Consider the following 18,224-nt stretch of genomic DNA (forward strand, 5'->3'; position numbering starts at 1 on the left):
GAACCGCACCAATCACCAGCAAGCCCTCATGGTTACGAAGCGCAACGGAGTCACCTGGCCAGTGACCTGGCCCATTCGTTGGGTGTCCATCGATTGGCGGCCCCTAGCCGAGCTGCCGCCAGGACGCCCTGACACGAACGGTGAACGACACTACAGCCTCTACCTCGAAGGCGGATCCGCCAGGGACACGCTCGACTCCGCCGCAGAGTGGTTTGGTGTGGCGATGCGGCGCCAGGGGACAAAGTTCGCCTCAGACCACCGAGGCTCCACCACACCTTGACCACCCGCGTTGCTGTCACGGTTGCTGTCAAAAAAGCCCGGCGCCGCTTGGGCTCCGGGCTTTGTTGCTGGTCATCTGAGGTGGGCAGGGGCGGGGTCGAACCGCCGACCTTCCGCTTTTCAGGCGGACGCTCGTACCGACTGAGCTACCTGCCCCAGCCACACGTGGAAGTGTGACGAGCGGTCCTGACGGGATTTGAACCCGCGGCCTCCACCTTGACAGGGTGGCGAGCACTCCTAGCTGCTCCACAGGACCTTGCGTTGAGTTTTTGCGCTTCGCGTTCTCCCTCAAGTGGGCCCTGAGGTTTCCTGCTCCCCGCTCGCTCTTGCACCATTCTGCCAGACCTTCAGCAGTGGTTTGACCCGAGCTGTACCCCCAACCGGATTCGAACCGGCGTTACCGCCTTGAAAGGGCGGCGTCCTAGGCCACTAGACGATGGGGGCCTCGACGACGAACGAGTCGCCATTTCCCGCTTCGCCTGCCGTCGGGGACGCATCAAGCATAGGGGAGATTCCACCCCTGCGCCAACGCGTTAACCGGCCGCCCCCAGCGCGGGCCGCCGGCGGGCGTCGAGACTCAGCCGGACTCGCCGGCCGTCTCGGTCGGCGAGGGCCGGGTGGGCGTGGGTGTTCCGGGCGTGACCGGGGGGTTCTCCGGAGGCGTGATTTCACGGTCGGGGTCCTCCTCGACCCGCCGCTCGATCTGCGCGGACGTCAGCCCCATACCGCCAAGCGTGACGTTGTCCCACGCCTGCAGGCGGTTGGACTCGGCGTCGAAGTACAGCACCGACGCTTCGTACGGTGTCGGCTCATCGTCGTCGAGCCCTTGCAGGCCGGCACCCCCGGTGGAGCCCTGCGCGAGGTAGCGCGTTCCGGTGTCCTCGAGCACGGTCGAGCGCCGATGCTCCTTCCCGGCGAGCACCAGCGGCACCTCACCGGTGAACGCCTCCGCCTGGGTGCGGTCGTGCATCACCGCGAAGTCCACGGGCGGGTCCGCTTCCCTGACCGCCTCCACCCGCGCGGCCCCGATTGCGGCCACCTCGCCGGCGTCCGGGTTGTCCGCCGCCTGGTCGGGCGTGAAGCGGGGGTCCCCGGCGCCGTAGATCGTCATCCCGGATACCTCCTCGATCTCGTCGTCCAGGACCACAGCGTTCGACTGCGCCTCCACGGCGCGCTGCGTGCCCATCGAGTCGTGGTTGCCGCGCACCCATACGTAGGGCACGTCCAGGCCGGAGATCTCGTCGGCGAACGCGTCCTCCGCCGCGCTGCCCCGATCGGTGAGGTCGCCCGAGTCCACGATGAAGTCCACCTGGAACTGCTCCGCCAGGGATCCGATGACATCCCAGGCGGCCGGGTTGATGTGCAGGTCGGAGACGTGCAGCACGCGGATCGTGGACTCGTCGTCCTCGTACACCGGCAACGTCGAGGTGACCTCGTAGATCCGGGAGACGTTGCCCACCAGACCCGCGAGCTGCTCCTGGTACTCGGAGAACCGCATGATGGCGTCCTCGGCGCTACCCACCACCTGCGGTGCCCCGGCGAGCAGGCCCGTGTAGCGGGGCTCGGCCACCGAACTGGGGTTGAAAGTGGCAAACGCCATACCTCCCGCGGCCGCGAAGGTCAGCAGCGCCGTGAGCGCGCTGCCGGCGGCCCGGCGCCAGTCGCGGAACAGCACCAGCGCGACCAGCCCTGCTCCGAGGACGGCCGCCACGGCCGCCTGCACGAAGAGCTGGGTCACGCCTTGCTTCAACTCGGCCCCAATGCTCGCGGCGATCCGGTTGATCGCATCGGGGTTCTCGAACATCTCCTCGGCGGCGGACAGCCGGATCTCCGAGATCTGCGCTTCGAAGCGCAGAGGTGCGGAGTGCGTGTCGAAGGCGAGGTTCCCCAACGGCGCCACGTTCACCACGGTCTCGCCGTCCAGGCTCGGACTCAGGCTCAGGTTGACGTCGGCCGGGCCGATCGGGGTGAGCACCTGGCCGCCTAGTGTCAGTCCCAGCCAGCCACCGAACAACCCGGCGGCGATCACCGCCATGATCCGCGACGCGCGGTGGTGGCGCATCCTGACGACGCGGGCGACCAGGGAACGCAACCGGGCAACGTTCAGTACGGGTCTCAACCGGGAGAACACCCCTCCATAATGCCCACATACGGCCCGTGGCCCAATGAGTCGTCCGAGCCGCTGGGCAAAGGCGGCGCCCCACCACCTGCCCACCCCGCTGGTACCACTGCCCCATGGTGACGCACGATCCGAAGCGTGGTGGAACTGCCGCGCTCCCGTTTCGAGGAGTTCGGCGGTGACGCTGTCGGCACCCTCCCGAGCGGCCCAACGCGATACATGGCCAACGTGGCCACCGCCCTCGCTGACGAGACGCCGGGCACCTCTTCACGCCCCACTGGGCGTTGCGGGGATTGTCAGCGTACAGCGCCTTGTGGGAGTACCTCGCCGCTGCCTAGGGTTGCCCGTATGGCGGCGATCGGGCAGCTCTCTTTGGGCGTGGCTGACGACACGCGAGCGGGAGAGTTCTGGCGAGAAGCGCTGGGCTACGTGCGACGGCAGCCCCGTTTCGAGGGCGACGACTGGATAGTTCTGGAGCCTCCGCCGGGCGCGTCCGGTGTGGCGATCGCGATGGACGTGAGCGAGAGCCCAGCGGAGGAGTTCCCCCGTGTCCACCTCGATCTCAAAGCGGAACGCGACCTCGATGCGGAGGTCGACCGGCTGGTGGCCCTGGGCGCCGAGCGCGTCGACTGGCCGCACTACCCGGAGAACCCCCGCCCGGAAGAGCCGCCGTACGTGGTGCTGGCTGACACGGAAGGGAACCGCTTCTGCGTGGAAGGGCGCGGTATCGGACAGGCACCGCCTGCGGCCGATTGAGCCGCCCGGGCAGGGCAGCCCTGGATCAGCCCCAGCCCAGTTCGTGCAGGCGTGCGTCGTCAATGCCGAAATGGTGCGCCACCTCGTGGATCACGGTCGTGGCCACCTCCTCCACGACCTGCTCACGGGTCTCACACATGCGGAGCGTGGGCCCCATGTACACCATGATCCGGTCTGGCAGAACACCGAAGTAGGAGTCTCCTCGCTCCGTTAGCGGGATGCCGTCGTAGAGCCCCAAAAGCTCCGGGGAGTCCGGCGGCGGCTCCACTTCCACGAACACGGCGACGTTGTCTATGAGGTGCGCCAGCTCCGGCGGGATCATGTCCAGCGCGTCGCTGACCAGTACTTCGAACTCTCGCTTCGTCATTTCTAGCACTCCCCCATTCTCGGGAACGGGTGCCGCGTCATGCACTACGGCGGACGCAAGGCGGCTGTCCAGCCACTCCAGCGCAGCAAAGCCCCGGACGTCACAGCGTTCCGGGGCCGCGCGCTTCGGCAGCGGGAGGGGTGGTGGGGATAGTCCCGTTCCGGGCATCCGCCGGCCTCTCCCCAGGGCGACCCGGTTCCGAATCAATCCTGGGGATGTCGCCTGCCATGCTCCTCCAATCCCGGTCACTCCCCGTAACAAATGAGACACGAAATCTGCCAAACGACTTGCGGTTTGCCACCGGAGTCCGGAACGGTAGGTCATCGGATAACGACCGAGAGTGACAGTGACACTGCTGTGTAATCCTGTGAGGGAGTCGACGGGTGGATAAGCCGCGAACAGGCAGCCGCAGGTTCACCGTCCCCACACAGGTTCGCCGGGGGCTCGCCCCCCTCCCTGAGGGGCAGCCGAGCGCCGAGCAGGCCGGAACCACTCCCTCGCGACCACCCCCACCGGTACGGGACTGGCGCACGAGCTACGGCGAGATCATCCGGGTACGCGAGTTCCAATCCCTCTGGCTCGCGCACGCGCTGTCGATGACGGGCAGCTACCTGCTCAACATCGCGGTGACGGCACTCGTCTACCAGCAGACCTCGTCGGCCCTCACCGCAGGGGTCACGCTCGCTCTGACCTTCCTCCCACAGGTCGTCGGCGGACCCTTACTTTCCGGGCTCGCCGACCTCTACCCCCGACGCCGGGTAATCATCGCGAGCGACGTGATGCGTGCCGCCCTGATCGCCAGCATCGGTATCCCGGGGTTACCCCTCGGGGTGCTCTGGGCACTGCTGTTCCTGTCGATCCTGCCCATGGTGCCCTACACCGCGGCGCGCGCGGCGCTCCTCGCGGAGATCGTCCAGGGGGAGCGCTACGTCGCCGGATCGGCCATCATCAACATGACATCCCAGGTGGGAACGCTCGTGGGGCTGGCCGTTGGCGGCTGGGTGATCAGCGCGATCGGGCCCCACGCGACCCTGACGTACGACGGACTGACGTTCCTGGTCGCCGGCGCCGTCATCCGCCTCGGAGTCCGTGCCCGCTCTGCTCCGCCCTACGAGGACACGGCAAAGCCAACCCTGTGGCGCGTCACCCGCGACGGCACCCGGCTCGTCTTCGGCGACCCGCGGTTGCGCACGCTCGGCCTGTTCGCGTGGCTGGCCGGTTTCTACATGGTCCCGTACGGTCTGGCCAACCCGCTCGCCGACGAGATGGGCGGCGGCCCCGGCACGGCCGGCCTGATCATGGCCGGCCCCTCAGTGGGCGCGGTGCTCGGCGGACTCGTGCTTACCCGGTTCATCAGCCCGAACGCGCGCATGCGGCTGATCGGGCCGCTGGCTGTCGCCGCGTCCGCGCCACTGCTGCTATGGATGCTGCACCCGCCTCTGTGGCTCATGGTCGCGCTGCTCGCGATCTCCGGTATGGCCGCCTCGTACCAGTTCGTGGCCAATGCCGCGTTCGTGCTGTGCGTGCCAGCGGAAAGCCGCGGGCTGGCGTTCGGCCTGGTCGCAGCGGGCCTGCAGGCTGCGCAGGGAATCGGGATCGCGGCAGGGAGTCTGCTCGCCGAGAGCAGCGGAACACACGCCGTAGTCTCGGGTGCCGGTGTGCTGGGAATCGCTGGCGCGGTGCTCCTGGCTGTCCCGTGGACACGGATCTCACCCGGAGCGGTCGCCCTGATGCAGCAGGCCGAGCCTCCGAAGGGCGCCCGTGACCACGAACGGGACAACTCCTAGAGGTCGGATTTCTTGCCCTGGAGATTGCGGATGGTGTGCTCCAGCACCGACGCCTCCGCGCCTTCCTCCGGCATCACCAGCCACGCGACGACGTACAGCAGGACGCCGCCGAAGGCGAGCAGCGTTAGCGCCACGAAGGCCAGGCGGACCAGGTTGGCATCGATGCCGAAGTACTCGCCGAGCCCTCCGCATACACCGGTGAGGATCCGTTGTTCTCGACTACGCCGTAGTGTCTTCTTTCCGAAGTTCTCGCTCATACCCACAGCCTGCCCGCCACGCAGCTGTTTGCCCATCCGGATCGCCCCTGGAGATTCCCTGAACCGACCCTGACTTAGATGGGACGAGCCTCGCAGCGGCGCCACCTCCGGCGGCATTGGGCCCACTCCGGGTCGTGGCGCCCCCGTGAACCGGTGGCGTGCCGTTCATCCGCTCTCGTTGTTCTCGACCAGCGCCCTGGCCCGGTTGACCGGATCGCGGCTGTCGGCGGGAAAGAAGAGCCTCTGCACCTGCTCGGAAGGTTTTCCGGGTAACGCGATTGTTTGCGGCTCGTTCAGGACCACCGACACCTGGGCGGTCCCGCCGAGCTGTATCCACAGCGCACCGCCGGTTATGGTCACCGACCTGCTGTGCGGAACCATCTTCGGGGTCCAGCGCATTTCCGCGACATTCCCGGCGGGAACGGAGATGTCCAGCATGCTGCCACACCTGATTCGCAGGTACTTTCCGTCCACGGTGTGCGGATAGACCGCGGATGCGGCAACGAACCCGATACCCCAGAGCAGGCTGAGGCCACCCAGGACGGACAGTGTCCACCGCAGCCAGGCCACGGGACCAGCAGGTGTACCGCGACGATCTCGATGACGACCAGCAGCACCATCATGAGCTGCATCGGCCGGGTCTCTTTGCCGTAGGGAACCGCGATCGCGCCAGCGGAAACCGCACGCTTACCCCGAATGGCGAGCGCCAGTGCCCGCCAGGTGTCGCGCTCGCGACGCAACATTTCAGAAGCGATGTTTTCCCAAGAAACCGCCCTGCACTCGACTCGCCGAGGGTAACGCTGCCCGATTTCCGTTCTCGAACACCTACCACGGCCATACAGCGGCGGTGTTCCGCCCTCATTCGGGGGCCAGGTGCGCCGCGGTCGGCGAAGGCCGCCACCACACCCAATACCGCCCACGCCCGGTTACCCGGGTCCAGGTACACGCGCGGTGGTCTGACGCGGGAACCAGCGCACCCGGCGCCGACTCCGCTGTTGCCACCCTCGCGAGGACAGCAGGACAGCGCCATGCGGTCGACCGCATGGGCGGAAGCGCCTCGCGCGACACGCTGGAGTCCGGTACCGCCCGCTAACCAGCTGTGCAACATGTACGACAACCCGGTAAAGTTGCGCGCGGTGGCAGGATTCACGGCAGACAGCCAACCCGCCTCACGGGCCCTTAGCTCAACTGGCAGAGCAATGGACTTTTAATCCATGGGTTCAGGGTTCGATCCCCTGGGGGCCCACAACGAAATCCCAGGCCATAGGGCATTCGGTCCACCCACCGGCTCGGGGTGAGCACGGATGGGTGCTCCGTGGGTGCTCGACAGTTTGGACCCGGTCGTTGACGCAGGTCAGCGGAGACTGGCCGTCACGGCGCACGCGGGGTCGGTGTGGCCCCCACCCGGCGGTCAGGATGTATCCCCAGTTCAAAGCTGTGTAGGCGACGCACCATGGCACCTGACCTGGTCACAGGAAATCCGTTGTGCATCAATTGCCCGGAACGCCGGAATAGTGTCCCAGGGGGCAGCCACACTGGTGCCCCGCCATGGCCTTCTCCCCGATCCCGCTCGTCAGTCTGAAGATCAGTCGACACATGAACGGGGGCGCCGCGGCGACCGGCACGGAGACGGCGCGTTGGCAGACCAAACCGAAGCAAGATCAGTGCCGGTGGCGGGCGCGTGTCGGTCGGGCGGGCCGCCGGGATCAGCCGGTCAAGGGCATCTGCATCATCGGGTCGCTGGTGGGCTGGGCGGAGCCGCCCTCGGGTTCGACCGTGACCGCGATGCCTTCGGTATTGCCGATGTCGGCGGCCAGCAGCGGGCGGACCTCGCCGTCGGGGGCGACCTGGAGTAGCCCTGCCGAGCGCACCGAGCCGTCCGGTTCGGCGAGCCAGAGCTGGTAGTCCTGCTTACTCAGCGGGTCCAGCCCTGAGTGACTGTTGGGTATGCGGGTGATTACACGGCTTGGTCAGGCGGGCGGTTGCTCCAGCGGGCGCTCTGACCGGCCAGCCGCGTGGCCATCAACCGGATCATCGCGATCTTGATCATGGTCTCGGAGTTGCCGGGCAGGCGCTCGTAATCGCGGGCCAGGCGCCGGTTGCGCACCAGCCAGCCGAAGGTGCGCTCCACGACCCACCGCCGCGGCAGCACCTGGAACCCTTTGGCGTCGTCGCTGCGCCGCACGATCTCGACCACGAGCCGCAACTTCTCATAAGCCCAGGCCAGCAGCTGATTGTCGACCTGGTTGGCGTAGCCGGCATCGGCCCAGACCAGGCCGATGGACGGGAAGGCCGCGGCCAGCCGCGCCAGCACACGGCGCCCGCCGGGCCGGTCCTGGACCGAGGCGGAGGTCACCGCGGCCACCAGGACGAGCCCGAGCGTGTCCACGATCAGGTGGCGCTTGCGGCCGGTGGTCTTATTGCTCGCGTCGAAGCCGCGGTCGGGGCCGCCCTCGCTGGACTTGATCGACTGAGCGTCCAGCACCGCGGCCGAGGGGGCGGCCTCGCGCCCGGCGGCCGTGCGGACCTGGTCGCGCAGCCGGTCGTGGATGCGGTCCCAGGTGCCGTCGTTGGCCCAGGTTCGGTACCAGCGGTAGGCGGCGTCCCAGGGCAGCAGGTCGCGGGGGATCATGCGCCACTGGCAGCCCGAGCGCAGTACGAACAGGACCGCGTCGAGCACCATCCGGTCGCCGTATTTGCGGGGTGCGCCGCCTTTTCGCTGGTCGCGGGCGGGCACGAGGGGTTCGATGACCGCCCAGGCGGCGGGGAGGTTGGAGGGATAGCATGGACGGGCGTCCCCGCCGGGTTCGGTTTTGCACACGCAAAGCGATTTTGGCGGGGACGTTCTTCTTTGCCGGGCGAAACGCGGGCGGCGACCTGTTCGCGATCTCGGTACTACCTACCGTGCGCGACCAGCTACCCAACAGCCTCTCAGGGGCTGATTGCAGAACCGGAGAGCTTCCGGACTTCCGGCTCCGCGTACTCCGTATCGGCCTGCGCCACAGCCATTAGACGTGGCTGGACCAGGACCAGAAGCTCAGGAAGAAGGTGATGGGCCATGCCGGCGAGCAGACCGTGCAGGCGATGTATGGCCGCGTCACTCCGGAGATGCAGGAGCGGCGGGTCCGGACGCTGGTGGCGCGGTGGGAGCAGTCGCTTGCGTCCCACCGCCGGGATGCTGCGCCAGAAAATCTTGGCCGACCGGGACAGCACCGGGAGAGCGAGAGGAACGATGAGGATGGCCGAAAGGTTCGTCCCGGGATACGTGAGTGGGGTGAGAGAGGTGTCCGTGGGGCTTTTGCCAAGCAGGCGGAACTCGACCACGGCGGCGGCCAGGCCGAACAGCATCTGCAGGAGATACGTGGCGGCGACACCACTGCGGTCAGAACGGCGGGCATTCACCAGCGCATGGTGAGGTGTGCGCCGAACGGCCGCGGGGCGTCGCCCGGAGAGTGAGAGCTTGTGCGGTCGGGAATCCGAGTCATGGTCTTGTTTCCGGGCGCGGGGCGGACGTCGGGCGCCCGGATCGGGACGGCTCCTGGGGCAACGGAGCGTGGGGGTGGAGTTCTTCGGCGGCGAAGTAGGGTGCCTGCGGACGCTGGGGCGGAGCGCCGGGTTCCGTCGTATTCCCCGGCAGCAGCATGCCGGACGCCTCGGGGCCGGTCCCGGCGAAGCGGACCAGGGAGATCCAGGTATCGCCGCCGATCGCTTCCCAGGTGTCCTCGCCGGGGAGCAGTTCGAGACACTTGAAGAGGCCGAAAAAGGTGGGTCCTCCGCTCGCGGGCACGGCGCCGCCGATCCGAGCAGCCTCTCCGTATTGCACCTTCCCGTCCCACCCCAGCTCATCGAGGCGAGCGGCCGCACGGCGGAGAGTGGCGACGGCTCCGGCCGGGTCGACGAGTCCGCGGGGAAGGCCGCCGGCCTCGACAGAAGGAATCAGCCGAGCGTCGTCCATGACCACTGCGCTGATAGGGAAGTGGTCATGTGCCCACAGGTGGAACAGGAGATACCCGCGACTCTCGGGATCCGCGCAGCGGTCCCAGTGCCGCAGCACCCGGGCGGCTTCCTGGAGACCGAGCTCGCGGGCGCAGGCGGACAGGAGGTCCTCGAGGACCTGATCGGCGAGGTGCGCGCGCGTCTGCCACTTCAGGTCGAGCAGGGTTCTTGGAGAGAAGACCTGCTGGGCCTTCATCCAGGTGCGGGAGAGCGGTGAACGGATGTCTCGGATCCGGTCGGGCGGGGGTGCGATGCCATCGGGATAGTCCTCGGGGGCCAGCGGGGGATCGCAGAACCACCAGGGGGTCTCGTTGACGTTCTGCACCCACCCGCATTCAGGGTTCACGACCCGCGGCAGAGACTCGGGTGGGTTGAGCCGGTGCCAGAGCTGGGCGGGGTCCTCGCCGGGCAAGCGGCGCTGCGAGTCCTCGAAGCGCCCGCCGGGACGCTCGGGGGTGGCTCCGCAGAATGCGGCCGCGACCGTGCCCTGCGCATCGGCGGCGATGACGTTGAACATCGGAAGCGGCCATCTGTCCTGAGCCGCAAGCAGCTCGTGCACGTCCTCGGCCAGGGACATCTGCCACCAGCACTCCAGGGCCGTGGTCACCGGTTCGTGGAGCACACCGGCGACGCGGATCGCGACATCGGCGCCGTCCGGAGCCGTCGTCACCGGTCCGTGGACGCTGCGCCGCTCGTCGACGGTCACGGATGGCCCGCCGCGCACCTCAATCACGTGCTCGCGATGCTCGAGCGGCAAGGTCGTCCCGTCGTGCCGGTAGCGATCCTTCGAGATGTCGAGCTCGTACACCCACAACTGGGGTACGGGGTTGACCGTGTGGGTCCACCCGGTACGGGGGCCGTAGGCGAAGGATTGCCAGGGGAAACCGAGCGGGGTGACGCCGTGGCACGTGCGCCCCGGTGAGACTGTGCGCGCTTCGAACAGACGGTACGGTCCGCTCCACGGGATGTGGGGGTTGATCAGCAGCAGGGCATCACCCGACTCGGACTTCTCAGCATGGACGGCCCAGGCACTGGACCCTCCACCCAGCAGTCCGGGCCCCCGGCCGACGGGAAGGCAAGTTCCTGGTCCCAGAATCGCGCGAAGCCGAAGAAGAGGGCGAACACATGGGCGACGGCATCGCGGGGCCGGCGGGGAGCGCCTCCCGGCGCTCACCGCCGCGGGCGGGATCCTCGATGCAGGCCGCATTGAAACCGTCGCAGAACGCCTGCAGGCGTGAGCGCGTCGAGTCCTCCTGCGCCGCCCACCAGATGTCGATGTGCTCGGTGAGTCCGAACCGCGCGTGCTGGATATCGGACTCGACGAACGCGTCTCCCCAGAGGGCGGCCGCGCTGCCTCGAGCGATGCCGTAGAGCTCGAGGATCGTCGTCGCATGGGCCACTGCCTGGCAGAATCCGAAGCCGTAGCAGGCCTCGAGGTCGTCGACGGCGGTGATGGTCGGTACTCCGTGCTCGTCCCAGGTGATGCTCATTCTCGGTCCTTCTCGAGCGATTTCGGAATGGTCCGCACTGGCGCGAGACCGATTCTGCCGTGCGCGACGCACACCGGCGGGCAGGTGTTGGCGTGCTGCGGCGGTGGTCGGTCCCCATGGCCTCTCCCCTTGCATGATGGGTGGGGCACCTCTGGGTCCGGCCGACCCGTGATCGAGTCACCCCAGGTGGGCCGCGAAGTGCTTCTCGATCGCGTGCTGGAGGCGGATCTCGTTCTCCGGGTTGCCGAAGCCGTGTCCTTCGTCGTCGGCCAGCAGGTACTCGACCGAGATGTCGCGCTCCCGCAGGGAGGCGACGATGGCGTCGGACTCCGTGCGCATGACGCGAGCATCGTTGGCGCCGTGGGCGATCAGCAGGGGTGTGGTCATCCGGTCGACGTGGGTGATCGGAGAGCGCGCGAGCATTTCCTTCTCTTGCGCCGGGTCGTCGGGGTCGCCGACGTAGGCGAGCCAGTTGCTGGTGATGTAGGGGCGGCTCACGGGAGGAAGGGCCCTGATGAAGCTCGCCAGATCCGCGATGCCGACGATGTCCACGGCCGCGGCGAAGCGATCGGGCGTGAACGCGGCGCCCACGAGCGCGGCGTAGCCGCCGTAGGAGGCGCCCATGATCCCGATCCGCTCCGGAGCGGCGATGCCCTGGGCGATGGCCCAGTCCACAGCGTCGATCAGGTCGTCGTGCATTGCGCCGGCGAACTCCCCGAGCCCCTTGACGGTGTGGCACCGTCCGTATCCGGAGGAGCCGCGGTAGTTCACCTGCAGTACCGCATAGCCGCGGTTGGCCAGGAACTGTGCCTGCGGGCTGTACCCCCAGGTGTCGTGTACCCAGGGTCCGCCGTGCACCACCAGCACGAGCGGCAGGTCCCGGGGCGGGAGGCCGACCGGGAGGGTGAGGAACCCGTGCAGCGGCAGGCCGTCGCGGGCGGCGAGCTCGACCGGCTCCATGGGAGCGAGGTCCGCGGGGTCCAGGTGCGGGGAGGGCCGGAAAAGGCGCCGGCTGTTCCCCGTGGCGTGGTCGTAGAACCAGGCATCCGGGGCCCGGTCGTGCACGAAGGTAGCGATCCAGCGCTGTCCGGCGGCGTCCGAGGACAGCGACCCCAGCACTCCGTCCGACAACACGGACAGCGCCGCGTGCACTTCGGCGAAGCGCGGGTCGACCACCTCGATGTGCGGCCGCGGTCCGTTGAAGCGGGCGGCGAGGATCGAACCGGTCTGGCCGTGGGTGAACAGCGTGGGCGGCAGCACACTCGGAGCCACCGTGCCCATGATGTCGAGGCTCCGGCCCTCCACTGCGGCCAGCACGCTCACCTTCCCGCTCTCCCGGTCGACGCGCACCAGTTGCAGGTCGTCGCCCTCGAGGTAGCTGCCGAGGACCAGGCCGGTGCCGTCGGGGGTCGCCTGCTGCACCTCCACACCCATCGGATGGTCGGGGCCTGCGAGCCGAGTCAGCATCCGCTGCTCTCCGGTAACCGGGTCGATCGCCGAGAACTCCGTGTCGCCATCCTCCGTGACGCGTGAGAGGAACGCCGGTTCGCCGTCGCGGTCCAACAGCAGGTTCACGCCGGGCCCGGGCTGCTCGTGGTGGAGGGTGATCCCGCCCGAGGCCACGTCGATCAGGAAGCTGTCCAAAGAGGCGGGCCGGCGGTTCATCGTGGCGATAACGGTCCCCGGACGGGAACCCAGCGGCTCCGCGGCGAACACCCGCGACCCCGGGGCCATCGGGGTGAGGTCGGTCGCCGGGGAGTCCGGGGCATCGAGGTCCACGCGGAACAGGTGCCAGTCTTCGTTGCCGTCGGTGTCCTGGAGGTACAGCAGCCAGCGGGGGTCGTCGGAGAAGAAGTAGGTGGAGATGCCGCGCCGGGCGTCATGGGTGACGCAGCGGGCATCCTCGTGCTCCTCGTCGATCCCGCGCACCCAGATGTTGCGTCGACCGTGAGCGGGGGCGAGGTACGCGATCCGGGTGCCGTCCGGGGAGATGATGGGGCGGGAGAAGTCGGGGTCGGCGAAGAGTTCCTCGGCCTCAAACCGTCGCGGGCGCTGCTGGGTGCTGGTCACGCGGTACTCCTTCAGGGGAAGGTCGAGAGTGCGTCCACCGCCACCCGAAACGGTGCCCTGGGGGCACAGTCAAGGGCGCACGGCGGTTTTTGCTGCAGTCCTCCAGAATGGGGTCATGTCCGTCCTACTGCGCGACCACTGATGTCCTGGAGTATGCGCCAGCTCGCGGGCCTCGCGGGCACCACTGTGAAGACCATCCGGCATTATCACGCGATCGACCTGCTCGAGGAGCCCGAACGGGCGATCAACGGCTACAAGCAGTACGGCACGTCCCATCTGGTGCGGGTGCTGCAGATCAAGCGGCTTCGGGGCCTGGGGATGTCCCTTGCCGAGATCGCGGGATTGGAAGAGTCGGACGAGGACTTCACGGATGCGGTGCGCGCGCTCGACGCTCAGTTCGCCGCCTCCATCGAACGCCAGCAGGCCATCCGCGCCGAGCTCGCAGATCTGCTAGCGCATCGCACCGGCCCCGATGTCCCCGCGGGCTTCGAGTCCGTCGCGGAGAGCCTCACCCCGGCGGACCGGCGGATGATCATGGTCAGCACTCAACTCTTCGACGACGAGAGCATGCGGGATGTGCGAGACATCGCCGCGCACCACCAGGAGGCCGACGCCGCATTCAACGACCTGTCGGCCGATGCCGACGCCGGCACTGTCCGAGCTGTCGCTACGCGCCTCGCACCCGTTCTCCGTACCATTCACGAGCGGTACCCCGGCACTCGGAATCCGCCCATTGCCGCTGGTGGCCGGAAGCGCGACGTGGTGCAGGCCCTGAATCAGGCGCTGACCGATTTCTACAATCCGGCGCAGATCGAGGCGCTGTGGCAGGCGTTCCGGCTCGTGCAGGAGGATCCGCCCGACGAATCGGAGCACTGACCGTGTCTGCGGACTTGACGACACTGAGGTGATCCCAGCGACTTTTATGCCTGCCTGCTGCCTGCCGCGCCCGGTCGCGGGCATCGGGTGTGGGAAGGTCGGGCCACCGTCCGGCGAGTTGGCGCCAAGCCAAGGAACGGCGGAATGCCGCGGGCACGTCCGGATCGCATGACGCGGACAGCAGTACAGCCCGATGTCCCTTCCGGCGACATGGCATACGCCTGCGTGGCTCTTCTTGCTCCGCTGATGCGGTCAGACTGTCGCAGGAACGGCTCACGCTTCGTTGCTCTCAATCCGAAGGACCGCGGATACCGCCACCTGAAGGGTTTGCTCTTCCGCCTCCGTGAGCGCATCGATCGCAGGGAAGGCTCGCTGTAGTGAGAGACCGTTCAGAACTGTCCCAAGGAATCGAGCGTGTCGAGGGACATCGTCCGGAGAGAGGAGTCCTTCCTCCGAAAGCGTGTTGAGCCATCCTTCGATGCGTCGTTGACCGTCGCGTTCGATGGAGAGGTGCGCCTCTCTTACCTGATCAGTCTGTTCGACGGCGACGAATGCGTTGACGGCGGCCACCATGGCGTCTCGCGCCTGCTGTCCCATGCCTGTACGAGCGAGCACCTGACGGAGACTCCGGAGGAGACGTTCGCGCCCGGAGAGAGAGGCGTCGCGCATCCACTCCGTCGGGGCAAGCCAGTCACCGACTCGTTCCATCACCTGATCTCGCAACTCCTGCTGCGTCGGGAAGTGGTAGCGCATGGACCCGATGCTCACACCGGCACGAGCAGCCACCGCCCGCACGGTCAGCCGTGCGGTGATGCCGTCCTCGGCGAGGATCGCAGCAGCAGCCGCGAGAATCCGCTCGCGTGTATCGAGCGGTGGTCTTGTCGTCATGAAAATCTCCTCTTGCCTCCAGTATTCCGCACCAGGACTCCTAGTACTACGTACTAGTACTGTGTACTACGATGGTGGCGTGCGAGCGGGCGTTCGCCAAGGAGGCTGAACCGGAAAGGGAAGAAGTGATGATCGATCAGTTACGTCGGCGGCTTGTCCTGGCGCGCGTCCAACCGGGCGACGGGCGCGAGCTTGCGTCGTTCCGCTGGTGGCAACTTCCCGGGCGTGCTCTGTTTCATCTGGATCGGGAGAGTTCGGGGCTTCCGGTTCGGTACTCGGTAGACGTGCGGCATTGGAGCAATCAGACAGCGGGAACCGTGCAGGTCCAGCTGTTCCGTGAAGGGCGTCAATGGGCTGTTGCAAAGCTGCCCGCGACCTTCGCTGTTGAGCGGGGGGCGATCGAAGTCGCCATGAGCGCTGTGGGCATGAAGCGCTGCCACCACGTGACGGATGACGGTGTCGCGCGTCAGCTCCGGGCCGATCCCGGATCAGCGGAGGGGTTTCGTGCACGGTTCGAAAGCCGCCACCCGACAGCTAGTCGATGGGTTGGCGTCGTATCGGTACTGGCCCTCCTGATCGGCGTGGGGCTCCTGCTGCTGCAGATCGCAGAGCCCTTGTCGGGGATTCCGTTCATTGAGGAGCGCATCGGGCAATTCCAGGCGCCGTTCACGCTGCCGATCTGGTTGAACGCCGGTTTGGCGATCTTGGCCGCAGCTGGGAGCGCAGAACGCGCGTTGCGACTGCGGTACCGCTGGTGGCTCGACGCGATAGGAAACTGAAAATGACTTCAAGCAACACCGGCATCAACGACCGCCGATTTGGCGCCCACCTCTCGATGAGCCGGTGGAAATCACTCATCGTGATCATTGTGCCGCCGATCGCGATGATCATCCTGCAGGTCGCCTTGTACCAGGTCGCGACACTCATCGAGGGGCCAAGCGACCGGTCGGAAATACTCAGTCCGCTGCGTCTTCTCGCGGTGAACATCAGCATGATCGTCACTGGTTTGCTGACAGTGCCTATCGTCGCCGGCTTTGCGAAGGTCTCGTGGCGTGACGTGTTGAGCTATCCCCGAGGATTCGACTTCCGCCGGCTCACCGTCTATCTGGGCTGGGCCCTCGGTTTCACCGTGCTCGGCAACGCCGCACTGGGGGTCTTCGCCATTGACCACACACCATGGGTTGGCTTCGGCATCACCGGCACTACCGTGGCGCTCATCGTGATCATGCTGCTGACCACGCCCTTGACCGCGGCGGCGGAGGAACTGATGTTTCGTGGCGCCGCCATGCCGGCCGTTGCGTCGTGGGTTAGGCCCGAGCGGGTTGCACTCGGCCTGGGCATCGTGGTCTCCAGCGTTCTCTTCGCTGCCTCGCATATCGCTTCGGACCTGTGGCTGTTCAGCTACCACGTCTTCTTGGGTCTTGCCACGGCCATGATGGCCATCCGAAGCCGAGGACTGGAAGCGCCGATCGCCTGGCACATCGCCAACAACACCTTTACCGCGATCTTGAACACCCTTCTCGCGGGCGGCGGCGAATTCTCCGTCGCACGGAGCGAAGGCGCTGGCGGCCCGCATCTTCTCATTCCCGTGGTATTCGTCCTGGCGACCGTGGTCGTCGTCTGGATGCGCGAAGGAAGGGCGCAGAAGTCGGGAGTGACGATCGACAGTGGGTCTCCCCCGCGTGGGGCATCATCGTCTCCACCGCCGTGTTCGCAGTGATTCACGTCGCGGCTGATCCATGGTGGAACGTCTTCTACATCGTGGTGTCGTTTACCGCGGCTTTCGTCACATGACGCACCGGTGGAATCGAGGTCGCAGTCATCATCCACGCGGCTTACAATACCCTCACTTTCCTTTTCTGGATCGCGTTGGACGCTGATCTGGCAGAGCGTTTGGATCGCTCTGCGGGTTCGACGAGCGTTGCGCTCTTGGTCCCTACGTCACGGTCTTCTCAAGGTCGTGTGATGTCGCGGTTGTGGTGGTCCGTCACCCCGCATAGGCCACGAAACGACAACGATGACAGCGTTCACCAGGAGAAGCAGGGCAGGGCCCCGCTAGAGACATGGGGTGTCAAAGCCGCACACGTCTCCAGGGGACCCTGTTGCCACCACACCCTGCCACGCCACCCCCGGCTTCTGCCGCCGAACCGGCCGATCCGCACCGCGCCAGTGCCGGGCCCGGCCTGCTCGAACTCTTCGCCCATGTGCCCGACCCGCGTGACTCCCGCGGCCTCATCCACCCCCTGCCCGTGGTCCTGTCCCTGACCTCCTGCGCCGTCGTCGCAGGCCAGACCACACTCCAAGCGGTCACCGAATGGGCCCGCGACCTTACCGACACCGAATACCTCGCCCTGGGCGTGCGCTATGACCTCCTGCCCGGCGCGTTCATCGTGCCCAGCCTGGCCACACTGGAACGCGTCCTGGCCTCGCTGGCTGCCGCCCCCTGGAGCGGGCCGCCACCGCCTGGGTCTGCGCCCGCACCCCCGAGGGCCCGGATTCCAGGACGATCGCCGTGGACGGCAAGTCCATGCGCGGCTCCACTCACCGCGGCGAACCGATGGTCCACCTGGTGTCGGCCCTGGACACTGCGCACAAGACCGTGCTCGCCCAGCAGCGGGTGGCGGCCAAGTCCAACGAGATCCCGGCCTTCACCGACGTCCTCGCCGGTATCGATCCCGCCCTACTCGCCGGGGCCGTGGTCAGCGCCGATGCGATGCACTGCCAGCGCGCCTCGGCGCGGTTCCTGCACGGGGCCGGGGCCTACTACGTGTTTTACGCCGCGGGCAACCAGCCCGGCCTGTTCGCCGCCATTGACGCCCTGGACTGGGAGAACACCCCGGTGGCCCATCGCAGCCGCGACACCGGCCACGGGCGGCGCGAGGTGCGCACCATCCAAGTGCTGCCCGCCCCGACCGGCCTGGCCTTTCCCCACGCTGAGCAGGTGTTCTTACTGGAGCGCTACACGCTCGACCGTGACGGCGCGGTCCTGTCGGCTTCGGCCGTGCTCGGTGTGACCAGTCTGCCTGGGCGCCTGGCCGGCCCGGAGCGGATCATGGGCTGCTGCCGGGGCCAGTGGCAGATCGAGAACCCGCTGCATTGGGTGCGCGATGTGGTGTTCAACGAAGACGCCCACCGGCTACGCAAGGGCAGCGCGCCGCAGGTCATGGCATGTTTGCGCAACCTCGCGATCAGTGCGCTGCGGCTGAGTGGAGGCGGCGGGATCGCCTCAGCGACCCGCTGGAACCACCGCCGATCCTGGCGGCCGCTGCAAACCCTCGGAATTCTGGACTGAACCAGACATCACGCGACCTTGAAAAGACCGTGGGATAGACCGAAGCT

The 18,224-nt window shown here is 67.4% G+C and carries 16 protein-coding genes, 4 tRNA genes and 2 pseudogenes; 8 read left to right on the forward strand and 14 right to left on the reverse strand.

From position 1 onward, the window contains the following. Nucleotides 1–361: 361 nt before the first annotated feature. The 4 genes from F4561_RS25240 to F4561_RS25255 all read right to left on the reverse strand — a co-directional run bounded on the left by F4561_RS25240 (nucleotide 362) and on the right by F4561_RS25255 (nucleotide 2,341). Nucleotides 362–435: transfer RNA gene (locus F4561_RS25240), tRNA-Phe, on the reverse strand. 25 nt (nucleotides 436–460) lie between these two features. After that, nucleotides 461–535: transfer RNA gene (locus F4561_RS25245), tRNA-Asp, on the reverse strand. 115 nt (nucleotides 536–650) lie between these two features. Continuing rightward, nucleotides 651–723 (reverse strand) — tRNA-Glu (locus F4561_RS25250). Nucleotides 724–856: 133 nt separating this feature from the next. Then, nucleotides 857–2,341 (reverse strand): metallophosphoesterase family protein, encoded by a 1,485-nt coding sequence (locus F4561_RS25255; RefSeq protein ID WP_184584157.1) that lies wholly within the window; start codon nucleotides 2,339–2,341, stop codon nucleotides 857–859. Nucleotides 2,342–2,746: 405 nt separating this feature from the next. Between F4561_RS25255 and F4561_RS25260 the strand changes: the two genes are divergently transcribed. Then, complete coding sequence (locus F4561_RS25260; RefSeq protein WP_184582329.1) at nucleotides 2,747–3,154, forward strand: VOC family protein; 408 nt, start codon at nucleotides 2,747–2,749, stop codon at nucleotides 3,152–3,154. A gap of 25 nt (nucleotides 3,155–3,179) precedes the next feature. On the opposite strand, the gene F4561_RS25265 is transcribed toward F4561_RS25260, so the two are convergent. After that, nucleotides 3,180–3,521, reverse strand: coding sequence for a metallopeptidase family protein (locus F4561_RS25265; protein ID WP_184582331.1), 342 nt, complete (start codon nucleotides 3,519–3,521; stop codon nucleotides 3,180–3,182). 383 nt (nucleotides 3,522–3,904) lie between these two features. On the opposite strand from F4561_RS25265, the gene F4561_RS25270 reads away from it, so the two are divergent. Continuing rightward, the gene (locus F4561_RS25270) at nucleotides 3,905–5,308 is read left to right on the forward strand and encodes an MFS transporter (RefSeq protein WP_312885530.1); all 1,404 of its coding nucleotides are present in this window, start codon (nucleotides 3,905–3,907) and stop codon (nucleotides 5,306–5,308) included. Here the strand turns inward: F4561_RS25270 and F4561_RS25275 are convergent. Both F4561_RS25275 and F4561_RS25280 read right to left on the reverse strand, forming a co-directional pair. Beyond that, on the reverse strand, nucleotides 5,305–5,565 hold the full coding sequence (locus F4561_RS25275) for a PspC domain-containing protein (RefSeq protein ID WP_184582333.1): 261 nt from the start codon (nucleotides 5,563–5,565) through the stop codon (nucleotides 5,305–5,307). The two genes, F4561_RS25270 and F4561_RS25275, sit on opposite strands and share 4 nt — an antisense overlap. Nucleotides 5,566–5,730: 165 nt before the next feature. Next, nucleotides 5,731–6,135 carry a hypothetical protein gene (locus tag F4561_RS25280; protein WP_184582336.1) on the reverse strand — a complete coding sequence of 135 codons (405 nt, stop codon included), beginning with the start codon at nucleotides 6,133–6,135 and terminating at the stop codon, nucleotides 5,731–5,733. Between the two features lie 603 nt (nucleotides 6,136–6,738). Between F4561_RS25280 and F4561_RS25285 the strand changes: the two genes are divergently transcribed. Further along, nucleotides 6,739–6,811 (forward strand) — tRNA-Lys (locus F4561_RS25285). Nucleotides 6,812–7,271: 460 nt separating this feature from the next. On the opposite strand, the gene F4561_RS25290 is transcribed toward F4561_RS25285, so the two are convergent. The 6 genes and pseudogenes from F4561_RS25290 to F4561_RS25310 all read right to left on the reverse strand — a co-directional run bounded on the left by F4561_RS25290 (nucleotide 7,272) and on the right by F4561_RS25310 (nucleotide 13,121). Then, nucleotides 7,272–7,523, reverse strand: coding sequence for an anti-sigma factor (locus F4561_RS25290; protein ID WP_184584161.1), 252 nt, complete (start codon nucleotides 7,521–7,523; stop codon nucleotides 7,272–7,274). Beyond that, nucleotides 7,523–8,386, reverse strand: a complete 864-nt coding sequence (locus F4561_RS25295) for an IS5 family transposase (protein WP_221445618.1) — start codon at nucleotides 8,384–8,386, stop codon at nucleotides 7,523–7,525. The genes F4561_RS25290 and F4561_RS25295 overlap by 1 nt, the downstream gene beginning before the upstream one ends. 110 nt (nucleotides 8,387–8,496) lie before the next feature. Further along, complete coding sequence (locus F4561_RS25300) at nucleotides 8,497–8,967, reverse strand: hypothetical protein (protein WP_184582338.1); 471 nt, start codon at nucleotides 8,965–8,967, stop codon at nucleotides 8,497–8,499. 79 nt (nucleotides 8,968–9,046) lie between these two features. Then, nucleotides 9,047–10,768, reverse strand: a complete 1,722-nt coding sequence (locus F4561_RS25305; protein WP_246437283.1) for a penicillin acylase family protein — start codon at nucleotides 10,766–10,768, stop codon at nucleotides 9,047–9,049. After that, a pseudogene (locus F4561_RS32845) lies at nucleotides 10,758–11,186 on the reverse strand (penicillin acylase family protein); the annotation flags it as partial. The gene F4561_RS25305 and the pseudogene F4561_RS32845, both read right to left, overlap by 11 nt. Nucleotides 11,187–11,228: 42 nt before the next feature. Further along, a complete protein-coding gene (locus F4561_RS25310; protein ID WP_184582342.1) occupies nucleotides 11,229–13,121 on the reverse strand; it encodes a S9 family peptidase in 1,893 nt (630 codons plus the stop codon). A gap of 153 nt (nucleotides 13,122–13,274) precedes the next feature. Here F4561_RS25310 and F4561_RS25315 point away from each other — a divergent pair, with 153 nt between their 5' ends. Next, a complete protein-coding gene (locus F4561_RS25315) occupies nucleotides 13,275–13,997 on the forward strand; it encodes a MerR family transcriptional regulator (protein ID WP_246437284.1) in 723 nt (240 codons plus the stop codon). 273 nt (nucleotides 13,998–14,270) lie between these two features. Here the strand turns inward: F4561_RS25315 and F4561_RS25320 are convergent, their stop codons facing one another. After that, nucleotides 14,271–14,885: a TetR family transcriptional regulator gene (locus F4561_RS25320; protein ID WP_184582346.1), complete on the reverse strand. Its 615-nt coding sequence runs from the start codon at nucleotides 14,883–14,885 to the stop codon at nucleotides 14,271–14,273. 71 nt (nucleotides 14,886–14,956) lie between these two features. Here F4561_RS25320 and F4561_RS25325 point away from each other — a divergent pair, with 71 nt between their 5' ends. From F4561_RS25325 to F4561_RS25340, 4 genes and pseudogenes are all read left to right on the forward strand, one after another. Next, entirely contained in the window at nucleotides 14,957–15,664 is a 708-nt protein-coding gene (locus tag F4561_RS25325) for a hypothetical protein (protein ID WP_246437285.1), read from the forward strand. A gap of 2 nt (nucleotides 15,665–15,666) precedes the next feature. Beyond that, the gene (locus tag F4561_RS25330; protein ID WP_221445619.1) at nucleotides 15,667–16,605 is read left to right on the forward strand and encodes a CPBP family intramembrane glutamic endopeptidase; all 939 of its coding nucleotides are present in this window, start codon (nucleotides 15,667–15,669) and stop codon (nucleotides 16,603–16,605) included. A 343-nt stretch (nucleotides 16,606–16,948) separates the two neighbouring features. After that, nucleotides 16,949–17,305 (forward strand): annotated as a pseudogene (locus F4561_RS34060) (transposase family protein); the annotation flags it as partial. Nucleotides 17,306–17,328: 23 nt separating this feature from the next. Then, complete coding sequence (locus tag F4561_RS25340) at nucleotides 17,329–18,177, forward strand: ISAs1 family transposase (protein ID WP_184584170.1); 849 nt, start codon at nucleotides 17,329–17,331, stop codon at nucleotides 18,175–18,177. The last annotated feature ends 47 nt before the right edge of the window (nucleotides 18,178–18,224 follow it).

It is taken from the genome of Lipingzhangella halophila (assembly GCF_014203805.1).
Lineage (GTDB): Bacteria > Actinomycetota > Actinomycetes > Streptosporangiales > Streptosporangiaceae > Lipingzhangella > Lipingzhangella halophila.

Excerpts from the sequence above, each read along its gene's own strand:
- F4561_RS25255 (WP_184584157.1), bottom strand. The coding sequence starts at position 2,341 with ATGCGCCACCACCGCGCGTCGCGGATCATGGCGGTGATCGCCGCCGGG.
- F4561_RS25325 (WP_246437285.1), top strand. The coding sequence starts at position 14,957 with ATGGTGGCGTGCGAGCGGGCGTTCGCCAAGGAGGCTGAACCGGAAAGG.
- F4561_RS25260 (WP_184582329.1), top strand. The coding sequence starts at position 2,747 with ATGGCGGCGATCGGGCAGCTCTCTTTGGGCGTGGCTGACGACACGCGA.
- F4561_RS25305 (WP_246437283.1), bottom strand. The coding sequence starts at position 10,768 with ATGCGGCCTGCATCGAGGATCCCGCCCGCGGCGGTGAGCGCCGGGAGG.
- F4561_RS25320 (WP_184582346.1), bottom strand. The coding sequence starts at position 14,885 with ATGACGACAAGACCACCGCTCGATACACGCGAGCGGATTCTCGCGGCT.
- F4561_RS25265 (WP_184582331.1), bottom strand. The coding sequence starts at position 3,521 with ATGACGAAGCGAGAGTTCGAAGTACTGGTCAGCGACGCGCTGGACATG.
- F4561_RS25315 (WP_246437284.1), top strand. The coding sequence starts at position 13,275 with ATGCGCCAGCTCGCGGGCCTCGCGGGCACCACTGTGAAGACCATCCGG.
- F4561_RS25275 (WP_184582333.1), bottom strand. The coding sequence starts at position 5,565 with ATGAGCGAGAACTTCGGAAAGAAGACACTACGGCGTAGTCGAGAACAA.
- F4561_RS25330 (WP_221445619.1), top strand. The coding sequence starts at position 15,667 with ATGACTTCAAGCAACACCGGCATCAACGACCGCCGATTTGGCGCCCAC.